The organism is Alteromonas sp. WD8-37 (assembly GCF_055326825.1).
Map to the genome: position 1 here is coordinate 45224 of NZ_JBUZOV010000002.1, position 22842 is coordinate 68065.

Consider the following 22842-nt stretch of genomic DNA (forward strand, 5'->3'; position numbering starts at 1 on the left):
TTACAGACAGGAGGGCAGCCCTTACTGCCGGGCCTTTATTGTTATGCCTCTTGTTTAGCATGTGACTTTTTGGGCCCACACACCAAGGTTTCTTCGCCAAGATGATAAACATTGTTGATGGCCACATAGGTACCCGACACCACGCCGGAAACGGGTAGCAAAATCAGCCCGCTGATGGAGTAAAAGGTATTGGTATCTTCGAACCCATTGATCACCTTCAATGTTTTACGGTCCGAGGAAATTTCGCATCGATTAACCTTGGCGGTATCGATTTCTGGCACCACCATGCAACCGCTTAACAGCAGAGCAAGACAAAGCAGAGAAAATTTCATAAAAAATTCTTTTTTTTTAGTGGCTGTGAGATTAGCACACAATGCAAAATCAACCGCCGGGTAAAATGTTTCAAAACATAAAAAGTGCGCAGTAATGAGAGGATAAACAGAAGGAAGAAAGCAGTATGAAATGCATTAAATTATTGGGGTAACGTGCGAATCAACAGTTTTGATAATATGAAAACCACTATGCCAATCGCAATCGTCCAAATGGGAATGAAAATAAAGGCGAGTGCAGATGTCGAAGATCCGGTTGCCGATTTACCAATGTCGAAATACATCACCATGTGAAAAAAGCAGTGAATGATTAATATGGCAAGTACCGCATGAAAACTACTATCTGTGGTAAGTCGATTTTCAACTCGCTTGTTGAATATCGCTGCAGCGAAAATGATAGGAAGGATATTCCAAAACACGAAAATATCGAGATCAAAATCCATAGCAGCAAAGGTAAGGATAGACAGTAGCGCAAGTATGAAATTCATGTTCTTCCTCGATGAAATAGTCAGATTCCTTGTAGTTGTAGTGCTAGAATTAACAGATACGATCTATGCACGTGTTGCAATTCAACTTAAAGAGGTTCGCTACACACCTTTAGCTAGTAACGGCGAAGAGGCAGACGTGGTGTGCTGTGAATATCGATATACAACATCGAAAACTTCACATACCACCAGCATATTTTTGGTCGGCACCAAATCAAATTCACCAAGCTCACGTTTATAGTATTCCCAGTGAACCCTGCGCCAATAGTCAAGGCTTTTATCGCCTTCTCCCTCTATCGCAGCGTATTCTTGTGTAATGTTAATATAAGGGACCACCTCTACACTTCTGGTTTGGATAATACAAACCGCTTGCCCTGACCAGTCTGTGATTACATTTAAATCCTCAACGCTTGGCAAAGCTGCTTTGCGTTGTTCGTACCATGCAAGAGAAGGCGTGGTCGCTCTCTTGATACCTTCCAGAACTAACTTTGCACAGGCATTTGCGTCAGTTTTGTTGTCACAAAAATACCAGTAAGGCAAAATTTTATATTTACTATTTATACTTTTAAAATAAGCCTTGCATATTTCTGTAATAGATTTGTGCATAATATTTTTTATCGTTGCATTGGCCGATGATTCCATACTGCACTAGCCGAAATATTCGGGTTATCTGAGTTTGGTCAATCTTAAATTTGTAGCGCTTTGAGAATTCTATTCAATAAACCTTAGTTCGAGTTAAAGCATGTAACTTTTAAATAAGGGGCGCAAGCACTTAGAATATAATGGCGAAGCCGCCCCCGAAAACGGTATGGGTTTAAAACACCCTGCGAGATAAAGAATGATTATGCGTAATAAATGTTGCACTTGGGAGTTGATACTAAGCATTCGGTTCTTCACATTCGCTGCCAATGAGCTGGATACTGACTTTTGAAAACAATATTGAAATAATCTTCCGACTCTAGATTCCTACTTTTTTACCATAGTAAAAAAATAGATTGCTGCGAAAAGCGAACAGCATAAATATACGCAGAAAAACAGTAACAGGATGCCAAAAGCGAAAACTGAGTACACGATTTGGTCGCTATACTCCTTCAATGGAATCTCAAGGTCTACCCCGAACAATGGTAGAGCGTTCATAAACAATAAATAAGTTATGAATGCTCCCAAAATACCTCCGGAAGTACCAACTTTCGCTGACTTCTCATATAAATGTGGTTTCAGGTTAAGTTGGCTCTTTATCGCTTTAATAAAAATAACCTATACCTCGAGAATGTATAACGCCCGCATAACGGGCAAAAATACGTAGGCTACAATACCAAGCGAAGCGCAGGGAGCCTACGTATTTTTGTCCCCAGCGAGCGCAGCGAGTGGTTAATGCGTTTGTTATACGCAATATGCTTAGATTCTAAAATGCCGAAATACAGTTTTTGCTATTTTTAGCATTAGAAGCGTTAACAACACAATTGAGAATAGAAAGGCAGCTATAAATTGCAATGTTTGCGAAAGCGGAATATTTGCTTCTCTGATTGGGGTATTCATATCTATCCCAAGATAACTACCCAAAACATGAGAAAATACTACCAGCACAGAAACAAATAGCATAACAAGCAAAAGATAAATGAAAGTTCTGGCGCATTGACCAAACTTTGTCTGTGCGGCATCAATCCGATAATTAAAACTCATTATCTCTAGTTAACCTTGATTGCGTATAACTTTTAAATAAGGGGCGCAGGCATGTGGGGCATAATGGCGAAGCCGCCCCGCATGTATGCGTCCCAGCGAACGTAGTGAGTGACTTGATTTTTTTGTTAGGTGCGAATTACAAACAAACATACGTACTGTCATTTATTACTTTGCCATCAGGGTTTGTCCACATTAACTTAGCGTTATAAGCCAGCGGGGTTCCATCATGTATTGCTGCAAGAAGACTAATACTGTTTCCAGGTGGAAGTTTAGGTGCTGGAAGCTTTTCATCGACGTCTGACGCTATTAAAGGACTGGAATCATTTGGCGACAATAATAGTTGAAAGTTTACATTAAGAGCATCAACCGAGCTAATGTTTGTGACAACAAAATTATGGCTGCGACCTGATGAAATTAAGTCTAATTTAAGCCTAGCCGATGATTTAGCATTATCTTCTTTAACTAGAACCTCAAGCTGCTTCTTTGCCAGTTCAGAAGTGGCTTTTTGTAGTTCGTTACTTTCTTTTTGCAGCTTTCTCTGTCCATTCCAAACAACCAAGCTAATAAAAGCAGCGATACATGCGACTCCGACTGATAACATTTCATAATAGGTCATTGATACGTCCTTGTTGTTTTCTTTAGCACTAGCACCTAACAATTTACTAGATCCCCAATCGGTCTGATTCCGCAAACCGAAACGGGGCTTTTAATTTTTGTAGTGGCCACAGATTACGCCATAACCTCCCAATGCAAAAGTGAAAATCCACTGTGGGGTAGTTTGCTCATGAATTAAAAGCACCAAACCGCCTAAAAAATTTTGGTGGTGTACTTTGCTCATGGTATGGACCAAAACCCGTCCAATGGCCAGTATGTTTTGTGAAATGTAGCCGGTAAGCTATTTTTATTTTTCGCTGCCAATGAAGTCCAAGTTTATCGCTGCTCTCTACAAATACATGGTTATGAAGCGTTATGCTAAGCGTACCATCGAAACCTATCTCACCTGGGTAGCCGACTATATTCGCTTTCATCAGTTTACCCACCCGAAGCAGCTAAACGCGACACACGTGGAAGCCTACTTAACCCATCTGGCGGTTAGGCGCAAAGCTGCGGCATCCACACAGGCCACAGCCCTGAATGCACTGGTGTTTTTGTACGCCAGATATCTGGAAGACCCTTTGCCGCAGGAAATGAATTTTGTGAATAGCGGGCGCGAGCGCAAGTTGCCGGTGGTACTTACGCAGCAAGAAGTAAAAGCGTTGCTGGGGCGGGTGAGCCAGCAACATTATCTGGCTGTGGCCATGTTGTATGGCAGTGGCCTGAGACTCATGGAGTGCGTGCGTCTGCGTGTGGGGGATATCGATTTTGACTACAAATGCGTGCGTATCTGGTTTGGCAAAGGTGGCAAGCACCGGGTAGCCACTCTGTCAGAGTCGCTGATTCCGCTGCTGGAAACCCACATCACTAAAGCCACTGAACTCCTGGAGCGGGATGTGCGGGTGCCCGCGTTCGCCGGTGCTTGGTTACCGCACGGTCTGCGTAAAAAATACCAGGCCCGCAACCGTCATTTGGAATGGCAATATCTGTTCCCTTCGCATAAGTTGAGTATCGATCCGGAAAGTGAGCAGTTGCGCCGGCATCATATCGACGAAAAGCAAATTCAGCGGGCAGTGCGCCGGGCAGCCAATGATGCGGGTATTATTAAACATGTCACGCCGCATACGCTGCGTCATTCTTTTGCCACTCACCTGCTCCAGTCTGGTGCCGATATCCGTACTGTACAGGACCAGCTCGGCCATGCCGATGTGCGCACCACCCAGATCTATACCCATATTCTGCAGCAGGGTGCGCATGGGGTGGTCAGCCCGTTATCCAACCTTATTTTGTAGGCAATAAAAAAGGGCCCGCAGGCCCTTTTAATCATCGCGAGCGGTTACACCCGCTCAAAGATGGTGGCGATGCCCTGGCCTAAGCCAATACACATGGTCGCCAGGCCAACAGACTTATCGTTGGCTTCCATCAGGTTAAGCAAAGTGGTGCTGATCCGGGCGCCTGAGCAGCCCAGCGGGTGGCCCAGTGCGATGGCGCCGCCGTTCAGATTTACCTTCTCATCGTAGGTGTCCAGCCAGCCCAGCTGCTTAATGCACGATAGAGCCTGTGCAGCAAAGGCTTCGTTGAACTCGGCCAGTTCGATGTCTTCCATGGTCATGCCAGCACGCTTAAGCGCTTTTTTGGTGGCCGGGACCGGGCCAAAGCCCATGACCGCAGCATCACAGCCGGCCACCGCCATGGCACGAATTTTCGCGCGCGGGGTCAGGCCCAATGCTTTGGCTTTATCAGCCGACATCAGCAGCATGGCCGCGGCACCGTCAGAAATCGCCGACGAGGTGCCCGCAGTTACTGTGCCGTTAACCGGGTCAAATACAGGGCGCAGATTGCCTAATGTCTCCACCGTGGTTTCCGGGCGGATGACTTCATCATAATCCACCATCTTCAGCACGCCGTTTTGATCATGGCCTTCAATTGGCGCAATCTCATTGGCCCAACGGCCTTCTTCGTGAGCCAGCGCAGCGCGCTGGTGCGAGCGGGCACCAAAGGCGTCCTGCATCTCACGGGTGATGCCATTCTGGCGGCCCAGCAACTCGGCGGTCATACCCATGTTGCCTGAGGCTTTGGCGGTGTATTTGGCCAGCCCGGGGTGAAAATCCACATTGAAGGTCATCGGCACATGGCCCATGTGCTCCACACCACCGATCATAAACACATCACCGTTACCGGTCATGATGCCTTTGGCGGCATCGTGCAGCGCCTGCATGGAGGAACCACACAAGCGGTTTACTGTGACCGCCCCGGTGGAGCGTGGGATCTTGGTCAGCAGCTGCGCATTACGCGCAATGTTGAAACCCTGCTCTTTGGTTTGCTGCACACAGCCCCAGATGATGTCTTCAATCTCGGTGGGGTCCAGGTTTGGGTTACGCGCCAGCAACTGGCTCATCAGCTGCGCTGATAAGGTTTCGGCCCGCACATTTCTAAATACGCCACCCTTAGAGCGCCCCATGGGGGTACGTATGCAATCGACTACTACCACATCTTTCATAATGTTCTCCTTGGGTTACGCGAAATACGATTTGCCGTCGGCGGCCATTTGGCGCACGCCATCGGTGACCTGGTACAGTTCGCCCAGGTGCGCATATTTATCAGCCAGTTCTACAAAATTGCTCAGGCCCATGCTCTCAATCCAGCGGAACACACCGCCACGGAACGGCGGAAAGCCCAGGCCATACAGCAGTGCCATATCGGCTTCGGCTGCGCTACCCACAATATTTTCTTCCAGGCAACGAATGGCTTCGTTGGCCATGGGGATCATCAGGCGGGCGATGATCTCTTGTTTATCAAATTCTTTACCGTCAGCTGCATGCTGCTTCACCAGTGCATAAGCCTCGTCAGCGGCTTCTTTGGTGGGGCGGCCGCGCTTGTCGGTACCGTAGGCATAAAAGCCTTTACCGTTTTTCTGGCCCAGACGCTTGTTGTTGTACATCAGCGTCACCGGGTCATTCTCGATGGCCTGCATGCGCTCTGGGAAGCCTTCGGCCATCACGCCAGCTGCATGATTGGCGGTGTCCATGCCAACCACATCCAGCAGGTAGGCCGGGCCCATCGGCCAGCCAAAGTCTTTTTCCATCACTTTGTCGACGCGGGCAAAGTCAGCGCCATCCAGCACCAGTTTGCTAAAGCCAGCAAAGTACGGGAACAATACACGGTTGACCAAAAAGCCCGGGCAGTCATTAACCACAATCGGGGTTTTACCCATCTTCAGGGTGGCCGCAACTACCGCGTTTACCGTGTCATCCGTGGTTTTTTCACCGCGAATGATTTCTACCAGTGGCATCCGGTGGACCGGATTGAAAAAGTGCATGCCAACAAACCGCTCGGGTTTATCCAGACTCTCGGCCAGCTTATTGATAGAGATGGTGGAGGTGTTTGAACAGATGATGGCGTCATCTGCCACGGTTTGCTCGGTTTCTTTTAATACCGACGCTTTCACCTTTGGATTTTCCACTACCGCTTCAATGACCAGGTCGGCATCTTTTAGCGTGCTGTACTCTAAGGTCGGCGTGATGGCATTCAAGGTAGTGGCCATTTTCTTGGCATCAACCTTACCGCGCTCCATGCCTTTGCCTAATATCTTGGCTGCTTCTTTTAAGCCTAAGTCCAGCGCTTCACGGTTGATGTCTTTCATCACCACCGGCGTGCCTTTGACCGCACTTTGGTAAGCGATACCGCCACCCATGATGCCGGCGCCCAGCACGGCGCTTAAGTTAATTTCTTTACTGGCGGCTTTGGCCATTTTTTTGCCTTTGCCTTTTACCAGCTGGTCAGCCAGGAAAATACCAATCTGCGCCTGGGCTGCATCGGTTTTGGCCAGCTTCACAAAGCCCTGGTTTTCCAGTTTCAGCGCACCGGCGCGATCCTGGCCGGCAGCTTTTTGCACGGTTTCAACCATCAGGTGCGGTGCCGGGTAATGTTTACCGGCTTTGGCTGCTACCATCGCCTGGGCAGTAGAGAAGCTCATGGTGGCTTCGTTTTGGTTCAGGCTCAGCGGGGCTTTTTTCTGCTCGCGACGCGATTGCCAGTCAAGCTTTTCAGCTGCTGCATCTTTTAGCATCGACAACGCCGCATCGCGCAGCGCCTCAGGGGCTACCAGCGCGTCAATGGCGCCTTCGTTCAAGGCTTGCTGGCCACGGCGTTCTTTACCGGTGGTCATCCACTCCAGGGCATTGTCAGAGCCAATCAGGCGTGGCAGACGTACGGTGCCGCCAAAGCCAGGCATCAGGCCCAGTTTAACTTCAGGCAGGCCGATGGCTGCGCTGGTATCAGCAACACGCAGGTCGCAGGCCAGGGTCATTTCACACCCGCCGCCCAGGGCAAAGCCATTGATGGCTGCAATGGTGGGGAAGGGCAGGTCTTCAAAGCGGTCAAACACCTGCGAGGTTTTCGCAACCCAGCTTAGCACTTCGTCATCCGGTGCATTGAATAATTCGGTAAATTCAGTGATATCCGCACCCACAATAAACGTGGACTTGGCACTGCGTACCAGCAGGCCTTTTACCTCGCTACGCGCTTCCAGCGCCGCGATGGCATCGTTTAATTCACTTACCGTCTGACGGTCAAATTTATTCACTGAACCTTTGGCATCAAATACCAGTTCAGCAAAACCATCGTCCAGCAGCGACACTGCCAGACTGTTGCCTTCGTATATCATTATCATCTCCTTCGGCGATGGCCGGGTTGCTAATGAAGAGCCAGGTGAACCCGATAACTGTTCCGCTGTCCTACATTAACGCGTTAGGGTGGGTTGATTTTTGACAAACCAAACAAAAAATTCAACAAAAATTCAAACGCGCGTTTCAATTAGTTACACAGATGGCGTTTTTTTGCCGCAATTTCAAGGCTCACAGCGCACGATAAATTGTCACAGGCGCAGTCCGAACGGCCCGCTACAACGTACCAGAATAGGCCGGTCGGCGGCCCTTGGCAATGGGCGTGACATCAACATTAAATCTGCTGTAAACCCCATTGCACAGTGGGGCAGTTCAGACTATTTTGTTTGTCTATACTTATTTATTACCTGCTGCGCAGGTTCAGGGCGGGTCAGGCAGCCAGGGTGGCTGATGATTGTCAGCCGGTTGGTCCACGCAGCAGATCGCGCTGACCGCCGCGCGTTGCGCCAGGCTGGGTTTAAAGCGCTCATCTTACTGTCATTTGTCCGGGATGGTATTCATGCAGTTTTGCAGTTCAATAATTTTGCAGCCCCTGGCCCGCTTCGTGGGGCGGGTGCGCCAGCGGCTGTCTGTTCGCACCGTATTGCCCGCGCTGGCGGTGCTGGTCACCCACAGTAGCGCCGCCACCGTGCTGCCTGATGCAGGTCAGTCGGTGGCTCGCGAGCAGTTTGAGTATTTTGAGCAACAGCTTCGTAAGGTGCCCTACACCGAGCTGGACCAGCTGGCGACCCGCTATGCGCATTTGCAGTCTTACCCCTTGTACCCGTATCTGGAACGCCAGCGGTTGTACCGGCAGATGGATCTGGTGCACCGCAGCCAGATAGAGCAATTTTTATCCCGCTATGCCGGCGAGCCGGTGACCTATGGCATGCGCTCGTCCTGGCTACGCTATCTGGCCAACAAAAATGCCCGCAGCGCATTTTTAGCCAATTATCGTGATGGCCTGGGCGCCACCATTACCTGCCAGTATTTGCAGTATCAGTTGGCCGAGGCCAAGAACCCGGCCTACTGGTTGGAAAAAGTGGCACCGCTATGGCTGAGCGGGCAATCACAGCCAGATGAATGCGATCCGGTGTTTCGTCAGTGGCAGCGTGCCGGCATGCTCACCGATGAGCTGGTGCTGGGGCGCATCGAAAAAGCCGCGATGGCCGGCAACCCGCGTCTGATCCCTTACTTAAAACAAAAGCTGCCAGCGTCGTTGCAGTATCTGGCCGATCGCTGGGTGGCAGTGCGTAACAACCCGGCCTATGTGCTCAATTTTTCCCGCTTTCCACTCACCCAGCGCGAGCACGAAAAGGCCATTTTGGCCTACGGCATCAAGCGCCTGGCCTGGCAGGATAACCAGCAAGCCGCAGCTGCGCTGGAACATTATGCGGATAAGCGGGTGTTTAAAACCGCCGAGCAGCGCCAGATCACCCGGGCTATTGCCTTAAGTAAAGCCATTGATGATACCCCGGATGCCGGCAGTTGGTTAAAACGCGCGGATGAAGCTGGCGCGGAAGAGGATGTTAAACGTTGGCACATGGCGTATCTGTTGCGCCAGCGCGACTGGCAGGGCGTGCTGCAATTAATTAATACTGCACCGGCGCAGCGTCGCCGGGATGATAATTTTATGTACTGGCAGGCTCGGGCATTAGAAGCGCAAGGTTTTCATGAGCAGGCGGTGGAGCTGTATCAGGACTTGGCCGGTCAGCGCCACTATTATGGCTTTTTGGCCAGTGCCCGGCTCGGTCAGGCACCCACCTTACGTCACACGCCTACGCCGGCTAACGCATCGGGTCGCCAGGCGGTGATTACCCAGCCCAGTGCCCAGCGTGCCTATGAATTTTTGCAGCTGGGCCGCCAGTTGGAAGCGCGCCGTGAATGGTATTATCTTATTACCCATATCGACACCCCGCAGGTCAAAGATGCCGCGCTGCTGGCTAACGACTGGGGCTGGTATGATCAATCCATCATCAGTTTTTCACGCAGTGGCCATTTAAACGATGTGGAAAAACGCTTCCCGCTGGCCTACGCCAGTGAGTTTAATCGCATGGGCGAAACCTACGATGTGCAGCCGGCGTTCGCCATGGCCATCGCCCGTCGGGAAAGCTCATTTATGGTGGATGCTGTGTCGCCGGCCGGGGCCACCGGCCTGATGCAGCTGATGCCTGGAACAGCACGCTATCTGGCTGCGCAAAACAAACAGGGCGCACTGGCCCGCAATACCTTGTTTGAACCCGAGCAGAATCTACAGTTTGGGGTGCAGTATCTGCGCTATCTGGCAGATAAGCTGGGCAACAATCCGGTGCTGATTTCGGCTTCTTACAATGCCGGCTGGCGCAAGGTGCTGGAATGGCTACCGGCTGATCAGGATGTGCAGACCGATATCTGGATTGAAAATATTCCGTATAAAGAAACCCGCCACTATGTCAAAGCAGTGATGGCGTACCGCTACATTTACGAACAGCAGCTGGGCAATTCCAGCGCGCTGTTCGAGCAATTGGCCGGCAGCGCCATCCCGTCTTCACAACGCATTGATGATAAACGCCAAAGCCTGCGCCTGGCGCCAGAGTAGCCTGGCGCCGGCGGGCGGCAAAAATTCTGCAGGCATGTTAAGCTAGCCGGATAACAGGCTCTGGCGAGGTGGCTGAATGTGTTTTAGCCCGCCCTATCGCCGTTGTCGCTGGCTGGTAACCAAGCAAGAGGTTTTATGACAATTTTCAATGACACCTACAAAGCGCATATCGATGAGCTTCAAAAGCGCACCGCCGAGGCGCTGCAGCGCGAGGGGCTCGATGGCCTGGTGATCCACTCAGGCCAGGGTAAGCGCATGTTTTTGGATGACAACTACTACCCGTTCAAGGTCAACCCGCAGTTTAAAGCCTGGGTGCCGGTGGTGGATAACCCCAACTGCTGGCTGGTGGTGGATGGCAAGTCCCGGCCCAAACTGATCTTTTACCGGCCGGTGGATTTTTGGCATAAAGTGCCGCCAGAGCCGAATGATTTCTGGACCGAACATTTTGACCTGATTATGTTGCAACAAGCCGATGCGGTGGAAAAGCATCTGCCGTACGACAAACCGCGTTATGCCTACATCGGCGAGTACATCGAAGTAGCCAAGGCGCTGGGCTTTGATAATGTGAATCCGGACCGGGTGCTGCATTATCTGCACTATCAGCGCGCCTACAAAACTGATTATGAACTGCAGTGCATGCGCGAAGCCAACAAGCTGGCAGTGGCTGGCCATAAAGCTGCGGCTGAAGCATTTCATGCTGGTAAAAGCGAGTTTGATATCAATCTGGCGTATGCGGCGGCCAGCCGTCACGGTGACAACGATGTGCCGTACAACAGCATTGTGGCGCTCAACGAACATGCAGCGATTTTGCATTACATGCAGTGTGATACAAAAGCGCCGGCCTATAACCGGTCATTTTTGATTGATGCCGGTGCAACCTTCCACGGTTATGCGGCGGATATCACCCGTACCTACAGCCGCGAGCAGGACCGTTTTGCCGATTTGATTGCGCGGGTGGACAAAGTCACCGTAACGCTGGGCGAAGCACTGAAACCCAATGTGGGCTACACCGATATTCATCTGCTGGCCCATGACGGCATTGCGCAGATCCTGCATGATGTGGGGCTGGTCAATCTGCAGCCGCAGGATATTGTGGATAAGGGCATTACCCGCACCTTCTTCCCTCATGGCATTGGCCACTTCCTGGGCTTGCAGGTACACGATGTGGGCGGCCAGTTGAATGATGATCGCGGCACACCTAAACCGTCGCCGGAAGATCATCCGTTCTTACGCTGCACCCGTCTGGTGGAGCCGCGTCAGGTGTTTACCATTGAGCCAGGCCTGTACTTTATCGACAGTCTGCTGGCTGATTTAAAAGCCTCTGAGGCGTCCAAGTACATCAACTGGGATACGGTGGACTTGTACCGCCCCTACGGCGGCATCCGCATCGAAGACAATATCATCGTGCATCGTGACAAAAACGAGAACATGACCCGGGATTTGGATCTGTAACTGCCGCCAACCCGATACGCACAGACAAAAAAAGCTGGCAGATTCCTCTGCCAGCTTTTTTTATGCCTATACCCTGTCAGAAGGGCAGGTTGAAGGGTTATTTGGTTCGTGCCACCGCCAGGTGGGCCAGCCCAATCAGAGCCTCTTTATACGGCGAGTCCGGCACCGGGGCCAGGCTGTCGATGGCCAGCTGCATTTCCTGCATCGCACAGTCGCGGGTGTAATCCAGCGCGCCGGTATCAGCCATAATAGCCTGAATTTTTTTTAATTTAGACAGGCCATTGGCTTCTTCGATGGCAGTTTTGATAAGGTCACTGTCGGCCGCATCCGACGCATTCCACATGGCGTATAGCAACGGCAGGGTCGGTTTACCTTCAGCCAGATCGTCACCGACATTTTTGCCCATCTCATCGGCATCGGCCGCATAATCTAAGATGTCGTCGGCCAGCTGAAACGCGGTGCCTAAGTGCTTGCCATACTGCTGCATGGCCTGTTCCATCTCTTCTGGCTGGTCGGTCAGTACGGCTGCCAGTTGGGTGGCCGCCTCAAACAAACGTGCGGTTTTGCCGTAAATCACGTCAAAATAGCGTTGTTCGGTGGTTTGCGGATCGTTGCAGTTCATCAGCTGCAGCACTTCGCCTTCGGCAATCTGGTTGGTGGCCTGGGATAAGATATCCATCACCCGCATGCGATCAAGGCTTACCATCATCTGAAATGAGCGGGTATACAAAAAGTCACCTACCAGCACGCTGGCCTGGTTACCAAAGATGGCATTGGCAGTTTCGCGGCCACGGCGCAGGGTCGATTCATCCACTACATCATCATGCAGCAGGGTCGCGGTGTGAATAAATTCAATAATGGCAGCCAGCGTATGATGCTGATTGTTTTGAATATTCATGGCACGGGCAGCCAGCACGCTTAACAGCGGGCGCAGCCGTTTACCGCCACTGTTTACAATGTAAAAACCGAGCTGATTGATCAGCGATACATCAGAGTCTACCTGTTGCTGAATCAACTGATTCACTGCCTGCATATCATCAGCAGTCAGTGCCCGGATTTGGTCTAAGTCCATATGCATTGGCAAAAATAACGCAGGTACATGGGTTTGCCGCTGATTGTACCTGATTCACTCGCCGCTGCCACCAGATTGTCGCAAAAAGCTGTCACTGACCGAGATTCTTTGTTCAAGCCAGGATAAGAGCACTTTGAGCTGTGTTGATCAGCCATGCGGCAGCAGCACTAACCAGCGGTGCATGGCGCGATCCGGCTGATCAGAATGCTGATCGCACTGATCATCAGCAGACATCTGCGCCAATTTGTTGTGAATTTTTGTGTATAAAAACCCCGGCTTGTGCTAAATTTTGCCGCCATAAACTGCGGATTGCACAGGGATCCCGGCCTCGGATGAAAAATAAGCAAAAATTGCTGCATGTGGGGTTGTGATTACGGGATGTTTCACGTACAATTCGCGCCCTGTTTTTTGAATTGAAGCGTCAAGTGACGCAGAGCGGAGTAGAATATGTACGCGGTTTTCCAAAGTGGCGGTAAACAACACCGTGTGGCTGAAGGCCAGACCGTTCGTCTAGAGAAGATCGAAGTCGCGCCAGGCGAGACTGTTGAATTCGATAACGTATTGATGGTTAGCAATGGTGACGATGTTAAGATTGGCACCCCTTTAGTTGCTGGTGGTAAAATTACTGCTGAAGTAGTACAGCACGGCCGTGGCGATAAGATCAAAATCGTCAAGTTTAAACGCCGTAAGCATTCCCGTAAGCAAGCGGGTCACCGTCAGTGGTTCACAGAAGTGAAAATCACTGGTATTAACGCATAATAGGAGCACGATTCCATGGCACACAAAAAAGCTGGTGGTAGTACCAAAAACGGTCGCGATTCCGAAAGTAAACGCCTTGGTGTTAAGCGCTTTGGCGGTGAAAATGTTCTTGCTGGTAACATTATCGTAAGACAACGTGGTACTCGTTTCCACGCTGGTAACGGTATCGGCATCGGTAAAGACCACACGTTGTTTGCACTGCAAGACGGTAAAGTTCAGTTCGATGTGAAAGGTCCAAAGAACCGTAAGTTTGTAAGCATCGTAGCTGAATAAGCGCGAACGCTTTTTCGCCGACAAGGCTAAAAAAAACCCCGCGCCAGCGGGGTTTTTTGTTTGCATAGGTTATTCACGCCTGCTGCGTCCTGCCGGTATCGAGAGAAAGATACTGTTGTTGTGTAAACTTAACGTTCGCAAAGGTTGGCGAGCGGTAAGCATCTTGCCCGTCAGAGGCAAAACTGGAAAAAAATTCCGGAGTATTAAATGAAATTTGTTGATGAAGCTGAAATTCGTGTTGAAGCTGGCGATGGCGGCAACGGCGTAGTTGGCTTTCGGCGTGAAAAATATGTGCCCAGAGGCGGGCCCGATGGTGGCGATGGCGGCGATGGCGGCCACGTGTACCTGGAAGCGGATGAGAACCTGAACACCCTCATCGATTACCATTTTGAACGTTTTCACCGTGCTGAGCGCGGCAAAAACGGCCAGGGCAGTGACTGTACCGGTCGCGCTGGTGCCAGCCTGACCCTGAAAGTGCCTATCGGTACCCGGGCCACCGATGTGGAAACCGGCGAAGTGTTAGGCGACTTAACCCGTCATGGGCAAAAGCTAAAAGTGGCTCAGGGTGGTTTCCACGGCTTAGGTAATGCGCGCTTTAAAAGCAGTACTAACCGTGCCCCGCGGCAAAAAACCAATGGTAGCCCGGGCGAGATCCGTAATCTGCGCCTGGAGCTGATGCTGCTGGCCGATGTGGGTTTGTTAGGCATGCCCAATGCCGGTAAGTCGACCTTTATTCGCTCGGTCTCGGCAGCCAAACCTAAGGTAGCCGATTACCCGTTTACCACTTTGGTGCCTAACTTAGGTGTAGTGCGTCAGCACGCCCAGCGTAGCTTTGTGATTGCTGACATTCCCGGATTGATCGAAGGCGCGGCCGAAGGCGCCGGGCTGGGGATCCGCTTTTTGAAGCACTTAGAGCGTTGCCGGGTGTTATTGCACTTGGTGGATCTGATGCCAGCCGACGGCAGCGATCCGGCGGACAATGCCAGAACCATTATCAGTGAACTGGAAAAATACAGCCCCAAACTGGCCGACAAGCCACGCTGGCTGGTATTTAATAAGGTGGATCTGCTGCTGGAAGAAGAAGTGGATGAGCTGGTCAAATCGATCACCGAAAAGCTCGAATGGGATGGCCCGGTATTCCACATTTCGGCATTCCAGAAGCTCAACACCACTGAGCTGTGTAACGAGGTGATGAAGTTTATCGAGTCGCTGCCGGCAGAAGAGCCAGCACCGTTAGATGACAACGAGACCGAGTTTAAGTGGGATAGCTACCACAAAAACACCCTGGCAGAAGCTGATCAGGATCTGGACGATGATCTGGATGACGATGACTGGGACGAAGATGATTACGATGTGGACGTGGAATACCGCCGCTAATCATAATTAAGGAGTGTGTCAGTGAAGATTGCCATGATTGCTGCGATGGCGGGTGACCGGATTATCGGGGCTAATAACAAGATGCCCTGGCACCTGCCGGCCGATCTGAAGCATTTTAAAGCCTGTACCCTGGGTAAGCCGGTGGTGATGGGCCGCAAAACCTACGAGTCTATTGGCAAAGCACTGCCCGGCCGGCCCAATATTGTGGTGACCGGTCAGGCTGACTATCAACTGGACGATGCGTCGGTAGTCACCAGCCTGGAAGAAGCGCTCGACGAGGCTGCACACCAGGCCGGCGATGCCGAAGAGATCATGATCATTGGCGGTGGCACACTGTATGAAGCCTTGATGGACCGGGCTGATACCTTGTACCTGACCTTTATTGATGCGGATTTTGATGGGGACACGCGGTTTCCGGATTTTACCGAGCGTGGTCAATGGCAGGAAGTGGCCTGTGAAACCCACGATGCCGATGACAAAAACCCTTACCCCTATCAGTTCGTGACCCTGACCCGGGGCCAGGTATAAGCTTCGACTGACCAACTCGCACAAAAAAGCCCGCAGCATGCGGGCTTTTTTTATTCTTATCCTGTCACACGTAGATTGGGTGTTACCGGCGCTCAGGGCTGTTACCGGCGCTTAGGGCTGTTACAGGCGATCAGGGCTGTTACCGGGCAAGCAGCCCTCCCTGGTGTAAATTATAGCTAGTACGGTTGATGGGGTAAGCCAGCCGGCTTATTCACCCATATGCTCAAACAGGCTTTCCAGGGTCAGGCCCTGATGGCTGAGCATATCGCGCAGCCGGCGTAAGGCTTCTACCTGGATCTGGCGAACCCGTTCGCGAGTCAGACCAATTTCGGCGCCTACATCTTCCAAAGTAGAAGGCTCATAACCCAGTAGGCCAAAGCGGCGGGCCAACACTTCGCGTTGTTTGGGATTCAGTTCTTCTAACCATCTGACAATATTGCACTTGATGTCGGAGTCCTGCAGATTTTCTTCCGGGCTGTATTCAGCCTGGTCGGCCAGAATATCCAACAGGGCTTTGTCATTGTCACCACCGATAGGGGTGTCCACCGAGGTGATGCGTTCGTTTAGTCGCAGCATCTTGGTCACATCTTCCACCGGGCGCTCCAGCGCGCTGGCAATTTCTTCGGCGGTGGGTTCATGGTCCAGCTTTTGTGCCAATTCACGGGCCGCACGCAGATACACATTCAGCTCTTTGACCACATGGATGGGCAAGCGGATGGTCCGGGTTTGATTCATGATGGCCCGTTCGATGGTTTGACGGATCCACCAGGTTGCATAGGTGGAAAATCGGAAGCCACGTTCGGGATCAAATTTTTCGACAGCGCGGATCAGGCCAAGGTTGCCTTCTTCAATCAAGTCGAGCAGAGCCAGCCCACGGTTATTGTAACGCCGGGCAATCTTCACCACGAGGCGCAGGTTGCTCACAATCATGCGTTTACGCGAGGCATCACAGCCTTTAAGCGCACGCCGGGCAAAGTACACTTCTTCTTCGGCGGTCAGCAGAGGGGAAAACCCGATTTCGCCAAGATACAGTTGGGTGGCGTCCAGGTTTTTAGTTGGTTCTTCCTGGGCAACGAAAGCTTCTGAGGCATCATCGTCCATGGATTCGGTTAGGGTTTCTTCTTTCATGTCGATATCGTCGATTACTTCGATATCATCATGGCTTGATTTGTTTTGTGCGGTTTTCATTTTTCCCACGACAGCATCTCCTGCGTAAATTAAATTACCTCAATAGTTCTCCTTAATGCTTCTAATAATTATTTATTGTTATTGTGTGGGCAGATAACGCAGTGGGTCTAACGACTTGCCCCGGTACCTGACTTCAAAGTGAAGCTTTACAAGGTCCGTGCCACTGTTCCCCATAGTGCCTATTTTTTGCCCTGCACTAACCCATTGCTGCTCCTCCACAGCAAGAGAATCATTGTGCGCATAAGCACTTAAAAAGCTATCGGTATGTTTAATGATTATCAGGTTACCGTAGCCCCGCAGGCCATTGCCTGCGTACACCACTTTTCCGTCAGCCGCTGCTTTCACAGATGTTCCTCGGGCGGCAGAAATGGCGATACCTTTGCGTCCGGTGGCGTTGCGGTTAAAGGTGCTGGTCACCTTGCCCTGCGCCGGCCAGACCCAGTGTTTTACCCTGTCAGGAAATTGTCGCCGTGGCGATTTTTTGACGTTCGACGACGCCTTTTTGACAGGAGTAACCGACTGGTTGTTAACATTATTTTCACTTTCACCATACGCCTGCTTGGCAGGCCGGTCAACACGTTTTTTCACCGGCGTAGGCGTTGTCGGACCAGCCTTTTTAGGGGGGGCTGAAACCGGTGTCGGGGCCTTTACCCGCGCGGTTTGCGGCGGGGTCAAACGGAGCTGCTGACCAGGGTGAATGTTATAAGGTGGTGACAAATTATTATAACGGGCCAGGTCCTGATAATCCTGATTGGCGTACCAGGCGATGGCAAATAAGGTGTCACCTTTCTCTACGGTATAGATATCGCCCGCATAATGAAAATCTTGAGGTTCGGGCTGGCTGTTAAGAGTCACCACCGGGGCAGGGGTATGCGGGGCGCTGCACCCAGCCAACATCAGACTGGCGCTAAACAGCAGTGCCCGGGTCAACCGGGCTCGCTGCAACCAGGCAGCGGCAGGACAACACACTCTGCGCTGCATGTAGTGTCATCCTTTGACGATAAGAAAAGCCACCACGACCAGGGCAACCACTGCCCAACCGAGGATCTCGACATACTGGCGCAACTTGGCTTCCATGGCCTCACCGCCCCAGCGCATTAAGCCGGCAACTAAAAAGAAGCGAGCGCCACGGCCCACAGCCGACGCCAGAATAAACGGCAGCATCGCCATCTGCATAAAGCCGGCGGTAATGGTAAACACCTTATAGGGGATAGGGGAAAAGCCGGCCAAAAACACCACCCACACCCCATAGGCTTCAAACCAGCCAGTGGCCTGGGCCATTTTTTCGCTGTAGCCGGCCGAGATGATCAGCGGCTCCAACCAGGCTTCAAAGGCAAAATAGCCCAGGATATAACCGCCGATACCGCCAAGTACCGAGGTCAGCGTGGTCAAAAAGGCAAAGTACCAGGCCCGGCTGGGCTGAGACAGCGCCATGGGGGCCAACATCACATCAGGGGGGATTGGAAAAAACATGGATTCAGCAAAGCTCAGGCCGCCCAAATACCGGCTGGCATGACGGTGCCGTGACCAGCGGATGGCCAGGTCATAACAGGGCTGAAAAATTTTCACAGAAGATCTCCTGCAACCAGGGGGACAAAGCGCACTGACTCCACTTGTTGGGTTTGCAGTTCGCCGTCCACCCGGTCGATACACAGCAGGTGTTGTTGCTCGTCACCCACAGGAATAATAAGCCGGCCACCGTCTTCTATCTGATCGAGCAAATCGTCCGGAATGCGGCTGGCCGCCGCGGTTACGATGATCGCATCAAAAGGCCCTTTGGAAGCCCAGCCCTTCCAGCCATCGCCGTGTTTCATGGCGATATTGTGCAGATCCAGCTGGTTCATGCGCCGCTTGGCCTGAAACTGTAAGGACTTGATGCGTTCAACGCTGAAAACCTGATTGAATAATTGTGCCAAGATGGCAGTCTGGTAGCCCGAGCCTGTCCCAATTTCCAGCACCTTGCGCGGATGGTTGGCCGCGCCTAACAATAATTCGGTCATCCGCGCCACAATATAAGGCTGGGAAATGGTCTGGCCCTGACCAATGGGCAGGGCGGTATTTTGATACGCTTTGTGGCGCAAGGCATCGGGCAAAAACAATTCGCGGGGTGTCGACGCGATTGCATGAAGTACCTGCTGATTTCTCACTCCTTCCTGGAAGAGCAGTTCAGCCAGTGTTTCCCCTTTTCTCGATGTTCTCATTACGGTGCTTCTATCCTGCAGAATCAATCCAAATAATGCTGTTATTTGCTCAGCCAGTCTTTCATTTCATCCAGGCTCTGGTGGGCGGTCATATCCACATCCAGTGGTGTCACCGAACAATAGCCGTTGGCGATGGCATGAAAATCGGTGCCCTCTGAGGCGTCCTGCTCGGCGCCGGCCGGGCCATACCAGAAGATCGGGCGGCCAAACGGATCAGTGGTTTTGACCATGCCTTCGGCGCGATGGCGGCGTCCCTGGCGGGTCACTCGAGTGCCGGCCAGCTCGCTGTACGGCACATCAGGCACATTGACATTAAGAATCTGATTACTGGCCAGCGGATGCTGTTGCAGCTTTTCAATAATATCCACCACCACCTGGGCAGCGGTTTCAAAATGCTCGCCATCGTGGCTGGTTAGCGACACTGCAATGGCCGGCAGGCCCATGTAACGGCCTTCGGTGGCGGCTGCCACAGTGCCCGAATAAATCACATCGTCGCCTAAGTTAGCGCCGTGATTGATGCCAGAGACCACCAGGTCGGGTTCTTCCTGCATAAAACAGTTCACCCCCACATGCACACAATCAGAGGGCGTACCATTGACCGAATAAAAGCCATTGTCCAGCTGCTGAATGCGCAGCGGCTGGTGCAACGATAAGGCATTACTGGCCCCGGAGCAGTTGCGGTCCGGCGCAATTACCGTCACATCGTGCTGCTCGCTTAACGCGTGGTACAGCACATTGATACCTTTAGCAAACACACTGTCATCATTACTGAGCAAAATCTTCATGGAGTCTCCGTTAATCCGATGCTGAGTCAGGCAGGCCGGTGGTCAGGCATTCGCGCAATACCGAGGTGGCAAAACAGCCACTGGGCAAAGAAAAACAAACAGTTAATGTATCACCTTGCGATTGCCATTCAAGATTTTCCGGCCAGATTTTTAGCGCCCTGCGCTCATGTTTTAAGTCGGCACTGGCTAAAAAGTCTGTCGCCTGGGCATATTGGTCAGCCACTGCCTGTTCCAGCCGTGCCGGTGCCGCGCTGGTCGGCAGCTTGCCGGCGCCCCATAGCGGAGCCGACGGGCTTAGATCGCGCGCCTGATAGCGCTGGCCAACACTGGCATCAGTGCCATCATGTATAAAAAAGCTGTTGGAGCCGCATAGGATCACCGCATCGCCGGTGAGCACCTGTTCAAACAGGCCATCTTGTAGCCGCTGGCTAACACACTCGTTGAATATGAAGCTGCGCAGAGCCGACAGCGCCATGGAGCGTTTATTACGGTTACGAATGGTTTCGCCGGCTACCATGCGGGACGCCAGCTGCAAATTGCCGCCTTCCTGGCGCTCGCCATTTTCATCAAGGCGCACCATGCCAAAGCGTTGCTCGCCAAAATAATTGGGCACGCCGGTCTTATTTATCAGGCCTAAACGCGCCTCTACCGCCGCCACATCCGACACCTCACGCAAGGTTAAGGTAAAGCGGTTGCCTTTGAGCTGACCGGTTTTCAGCTTTTTATTGTGGCGGGTCTGGGTCAGCACCTTGACGCCGGGCAGGGCGAAGGAGCTAAAGTCAAAGTCGGCTTTGCCCGGCGCATGCAGGCCAAACCACTGGCGGGTTACCGCATATTTGTCTTTGCGCCCGGCATAGGTCACCGCGCGCAGCGGCAGACCGGTGAACTTAGCCAACGCCTCAGCCACAAAAGCCGTATTAGCATTGGTTTTTTCCACCAGGATCAGCTGATGTTCGCCGTCACCGGATAGCGGAAAACCTAAGTCTTCCACCACCACAAAATCTTCGGCATGCTGTTTGATGATGCCGCTGGCCTCGGGCGCGCCATGTAAGTAAGCCCAGTTGGCAGTTGATAACATCATACTGGCTGCCTGGTTTGCAGCAGCACCACCGCATGGGCAGCGATGCCTTCTTTGCGCCCGGTAAAGCCCAGCTTTTCGGTGGTGGTGGCTTTCACATTCACCGCGCCAAGCTCGCTCTGGCATAGCCCGGCGATGATCTGGCGCATGGCATCAATGTGCGGCGCCATTTTAGGCGCCTGAGCAATAATGGTCATATCGGCATTGCCCAGCTGATAGCCGTGCTGAGCCACCAGGCTCATCACATGGGCCAGTAATTGTTTGCTGTCAGCACCGGCATAGGCTGCATCGGTATCCGGAAAATGCTTGCCAATATCGCCTAACGCCAGGGCGCCTAACAGAGCATCACATAACGCGTGCAGCAACACATCGCCATCGGAGTGGGCCAATAGGCCTTGTTCATGGTCTATGGCTACGCCGCCGATAAAAATCGGGCCGTCGCCGCCAAATTTGTGTACGTCATAGCCGTGGCCAATTCGCATGGTGGTACCTCTTACGCTAGTCGGTCTGCCCGGCTGGCCAGATAAAACTCTGCTAAGGCCAAATCTGCCGGGCGGGTAATTTTAATGTTGCCGGGGTTGCCCTCTACCAGCGCTACCGCATAACCGGCGGCTTCCATGGCGGAGGCTTCGTCGGTGATCGTCAGCCCCCGGGCCAGGCCGTCGCTTAATGCCTGGCGCAACTGGCCGGTGTGAAACAGTTGCGGGGTGAGCGCATGCCACAGGCCATCGCGGCTTTCGGTGCGGGCAATACAAACCGGATCTGCGCCACTCACTGCTCGCTTCATGGTATCGCGTACCGGGCTAGCCAATATGGCCCCAGCGGTGTGCGGGTTGTGGCGACTCGCCAGTAAGGCATCTACATCGGCTGCCTCCAGACAGGGGCGCGCCGCATCATGAACCAGCGCCCAGCTGTCAGCCGGTAGAGTCGATAAGGCCTGGAGCACCGAATCAGCGCGCTCGGCACCGCCGGTGACCACTTCCAGCCAGGGCGCGCGGGCCATCGGCAACTGCGCAAAATACGGATCGTCAGCGGCAATGGCCACCACTACCCGGTCAATCTGCGGGTGCTGGTGTAAGCCCGCCAAAGTGTGTTCTAAGATTGTACGGCCGGCCAGGGTCAGATATTGTTTGGGCCGGTCGGCTTGCATCCGGCTGCCGATACCGGCCGCCGGAACCACGGCAATCACAGGGGCTTGGGTCATCATTACTGCTGTTCTGCGGGTAAAATACGGTAAAAAGTTTCGCCTTGCTTGATCAGGCCCAGCTCATTGCGGGCGCGCTCTTCGATGGCTTCTAGGCCGATTTTCAAATCATCGATATCGGCTTCCAGTAAGGCATTGCGCTGGGCCAGATTGGCATTTTGCCGGGCCTGACGCTCGACTTCTTTTTGCAGGGCCAGATAGTCAGGAATACTGTTTTTGCCCAGCCATAATCGGTACTGGAGTAAGCCCAGCAAGGCCAGTAACACCAGGGGAACCCATCTTCGCTTCAACACAACCTGTACCTGTTATTCAAAAAATGTGATGGCATGTACGTATCAATGCACACTGCAAAAACCAAGTTTACATGGGCTGGGCAGGGATACCAACAGCAATCCGGCAATAATCCGATGCTGCCATGCTGTCCATTACCGGTGATTCGCCGTGCCTGCAAGCCGGCTGACCGCATAACGCAAGTTTAATGTTTGTTAGCACAGGTCCGGGAGGCCGCCAAAACGCCAACTTTTCTGTCAGCCAATCGCCACGTCAATAAAGCGCAAAATTGTAAGCAAAAACTCACCCAAATTACGTATCA

At 52.3% G+C, this 22842-nt stretch carries 24 protein-coding genes; 7 read left to right on the top strand and 17 right to left on the bottom strand.

What is annotated here, in order from left to right:
• Positions 1 to 41 precede the first annotated feature (41 nt).
• The 5 genes from ACTUJZ_RS05600 to ACTUJZ_RS05620 all read right to left on the bottom strand — a co-directional run bounded on the left by ACTUJZ_RS05600 (position 42) and on the right by ACTUJZ_RS05620 (position 3113).
• Positions 42 to 332, bottom strand: a complete 291-nt coding sequence (locus ACTUJZ_RS05600; protein ID WP_463635308.1) for a hypothetical protein — start codon at positions 330 to 332, stop codon at positions 42 to 44.
• Between the two features lie 140 nt (positions 333 to 472).
• On the bottom strand, positions 473 to 817 hold the full coding sequence (locus ACTUJZ_RS05605; protein ID WP_463635309.1) for a hypothetical protein: 345 nt from the start codon (positions 815 to 817) through the stop codon (positions 473 to 475).
• Positions 818 to 916: 99 nt separating this feature from the next.
• A complete protein-coding gene (locus tag ACTUJZ_RS05610; protein WP_463635310.1) occupies positions 917 to 1456 on the bottom strand; it encodes an ASCH domain-containing protein in 540 nt (179 codons plus the stop codon).
• 756 nt (positions 1457 to 2212) lie between these two features.
• Complete coding sequence (locus ACTUJZ_RS05615; RefSeq protein ID WP_463635311.1) at positions 2213 to 2497, bottom strand: hypothetical protein; 285 nt, start codon at positions 2495 to 2497, stop codon at positions 2213 to 2215.
• Between the two features lie 136 nt (positions 2498 to 2633).
• On the bottom strand, positions 2634 to 3113 hold the full coding sequence (locus ACTUJZ_RS05620; protein WP_463635312.1) for a hypothetical protein: 480 nt from the start codon (positions 3111 to 3113) through the stop codon (positions 2634 to 2636).
• 301 nt (positions 3114 to 3414) lie between these two features.
• On the opposite strand from ACTUJZ_RS05620, the gene ACTUJZ_RS05625 reads away from it, so the two are divergent.
• Positions 3415 to 4383, top strand: a complete 969-nt coding sequence (locus ACTUJZ_RS05625; RefSeq protein WP_463635313.1) for an integron integrase — start codon at positions 3415 to 3417, stop codon at positions 4381 to 4383.
• A gap of 44 nt (positions 4384 to 4427) precedes the next feature.
• On the opposite strand, the gene fadA is transcribed toward ACTUJZ_RS05625, so the two are convergent.
• Both fadA and fadB read right to left on the bottom strand, forming a co-directional pair.
• The gene (gene fadA / locus ACTUJZ_RS05630) at positions 4428 to 5591 is read right to left on the bottom strand and encodes an acetyl-CoA C-acyltransferase FadA (protein ID WP_463635314.1); all 1164 of its coding nucleotides are present in this window, start codon (positions 5589 to 5591) and stop codon (positions 4428 to 4430) included.
• 15 nt (positions 5592 to 5606) lie between these two features.
• Positions 5607 to 7757 carry a fatty acid oxidation complex subunit alpha FadB gene (gene fadB, locus ACTUJZ_RS05635; RefSeq protein WP_463635315.1) on the bottom strand — a complete coding sequence of 717 codons (2151 nt, stop codon included), beginning with the start codon at positions 7755 to 7757 and terminating at the stop codon, positions 5607 to 5609.
• A gap of 518 nt (positions 7758 to 8275) precedes the next feature.
• Between fadB and ACTUJZ_RS05640 the strand changes: the two genes are divergently transcribed.
• Positions 8276 to 10333, top strand: coding sequence for a transglycosylase SLT domain-containing protein (locus ACTUJZ_RS05640; protein WP_463635316.1), 2058 nt, complete (start codon positions 8276 to 8278; stop codon positions 10331 to 10333).
• A 135-nt stretch (positions 10334 to 10468) separates the two neighbouring features.
• Positions 10469 to 11785: a Xaa-Pro dipeptidase gene (pepQ, locus tag ACTUJZ_RS05645; RefSeq protein ID WP_463635317.1), complete on the top strand. Its 1317-nt coding sequence runs from the start codon at positions 10469 to 10471 to the stop codon at positions 11783 to 11785.
• 97 nt (positions 11786 to 11882) lie between these two features.
• Here the strand turns inward: pepQ and ispB are convergent, their stop codons facing one another.
• On the bottom strand, positions 11883 to 12857 hold the full coding sequence (gene ispB, locus ACTUJZ_RS05650; RefSeq protein ID WP_463635318.1) for an octaprenyl diphosphate synthase: 975 nt from the start codon (positions 12855 to 12857) through the stop codon (positions 11883 to 11885).
• 447 nt (positions 12858 to 13304) lie between these two features.
• Between ispB and rplU the strand changes: the two genes are divergently transcribed.
• From rplU to folA, 4 genes are all read left to right on the top strand, one after another.
• Positions 13305 to 13616: a 50S ribosomal protein L21 gene (gene rplU, locus ACTUJZ_RS05655; RefSeq protein WP_463635319.1), complete on the top strand. Its 312-nt coding sequence runs from the start codon at positions 13305 to 13307 to the stop codon at positions 13614 to 13616.
• 15 nt (positions 13617 to 13631) lie between these two features.
• Positions 13632 to 13889: a 50S ribosomal protein L27 gene (gene rpmA, locus ACTUJZ_RS05660; protein ID WP_463635320.1), complete on the top strand. Its 258-nt coding sequence runs from the start codon at positions 13632 to 13634 to the stop codon at positions 13887 to 13889.
• Between the two features lie 207 nt (positions 13890 to 14096).
• Positions 14097 to 15266: an Obg family GTPase CgtA gene (gene cgtA / locus ACTUJZ_RS05665; RefSeq protein ID WP_463635321.1), complete on the top strand. Its 1170-nt coding sequence runs from the start codon at positions 14097 to 14099 to the stop codon at positions 15264 to 15266.
• 33 nt (positions 15267 to 15299) lie between these two features.
• Positions 15300 to 15794 carry a type 3 dihydrofolate reductase gene (gene folA / locus ACTUJZ_RS05670; RefSeq protein WP_463635926.1) on the top strand — a complete coding sequence of 165 codons (495 nt, stop codon included), beginning with the start codon at positions 15300 to 15302 and terminating at the stop codon, positions 15792 to 15794.
• A gap of 207 nt (positions 15795 to 16001) precedes the next feature.
• Here the strand turns inward: folA and rpoS are convergent, their stop codons facing one another.
• The 9 genes from rpoS to ftsB form a co-directional block, all read right to left on the bottom strand.
• Positions 16002 to 16982, bottom strand: coding sequence for an RNA polymerase sigma factor RpoS (rpoS, locus tag ACTUJZ_RS05675; RefSeq protein WP_463635927.1), 981 nt, complete (start codon positions 16980 to 16982; stop codon positions 16002 to 16004).
• A gap of 78 nt (positions 16983 to 17060) precedes the next feature.
• Positions 17061 to 17963 (bottom strand): peptidoglycan DD-metalloendopeptidase family protein, encoded by a 903-nt coding sequence (locus ACTUJZ_RS05680; RefSeq protein WP_463635322.1) that lies wholly within the window; start codon positions 17961 to 17963, stop codon positions 17061 to 17063.
• A 6-nt stretch (positions 17964 to 17969) separates the two neighbouring features.
• On the bottom strand, positions 17970 to 18551 hold the full coding sequence (locus ACTUJZ_RS05685; RefSeq protein ID WP_463635323.1) for a YqaA family protein: 582 nt from the start codon (positions 18549 to 18551) through the stop codon (positions 17970 to 17972).
• On the bottom strand, positions 18548 to 19183 hold the full coding sequence (locus ACTUJZ_RS05690) for a protein-L-isoaspartate(D-aspartate) O-methyltransferase (RefSeq protein WP_463635324.1): 636 nt from the start codon (positions 19181 to 19183) through the stop codon (positions 18548 to 18550). The genes ACTUJZ_RS05685 and ACTUJZ_RS05690 overlap by 4 nt, the downstream gene beginning before the upstream one ends.
• A 41-nt stretch (positions 19184 to 19224) precedes the next feature.
• The gene (gene surE, locus ACTUJZ_RS05695; RefSeq protein WP_463635325.1) at positions 19225 to 19968 is read right to left on the bottom strand and encodes a 5'/3'-nucleotidase SurE; all 744 of its coding nucleotides are present in this window, start codon (positions 19966 to 19968) and stop codon (positions 19225 to 19227) included.
• A gap of 10 nt (positions 19969 to 19978) precedes the next feature.
• The gene (truD, locus tag ACTUJZ_RS05700) at positions 19979 to 21049 is read right to left on the bottom strand and encodes a tRNA pseudouridine(13) synthase TruD (protein ID WP_463635326.1); all 1071 of its coding nucleotides are present in this window, start codon (positions 21047 to 21049) and stop codon (positions 19979 to 19981) included.
• A complete protein-coding gene (ispF, locus tag ACTUJZ_RS05705; RefSeq protein ID WP_463635327.1) occupies positions 21046 to 21528 on the bottom strand; it encodes a 2-C-methyl-D-erythritol 2,4-cyclodiphosphate synthase in 483 nt (160 codons plus the stop codon). Before ispF ends, truD begins: the two co-directional genes overlap by 4 nt.
• Before the next feature lie 11 nt (positions 21529 to 21539).
• Positions 21540 to 22250, bottom strand: a complete 711-nt coding sequence (gene ispD, locus ACTUJZ_RS05710; RefSeq protein ID WP_463635928.1) for a 2-C-methyl-D-erythritol 4-phosphate cytidylyltransferase — start codon at positions 22248 to 22250, stop codon at positions 21540 to 21542.
• Between the two features lie 2 nt (positions 22251 to 22252).
• On the bottom strand, positions 22253 to 22543 hold the full coding sequence (ftsB, locus tag ACTUJZ_RS05715; RefSeq protein ID WP_463635328.1) for a cell division protein FtsB: 291 nt from the start codon (positions 22541 to 22543) through the stop codon (positions 22253 to 22255).
• Positions 22544 to 22842: the final 299 nt, after the last annotated feature.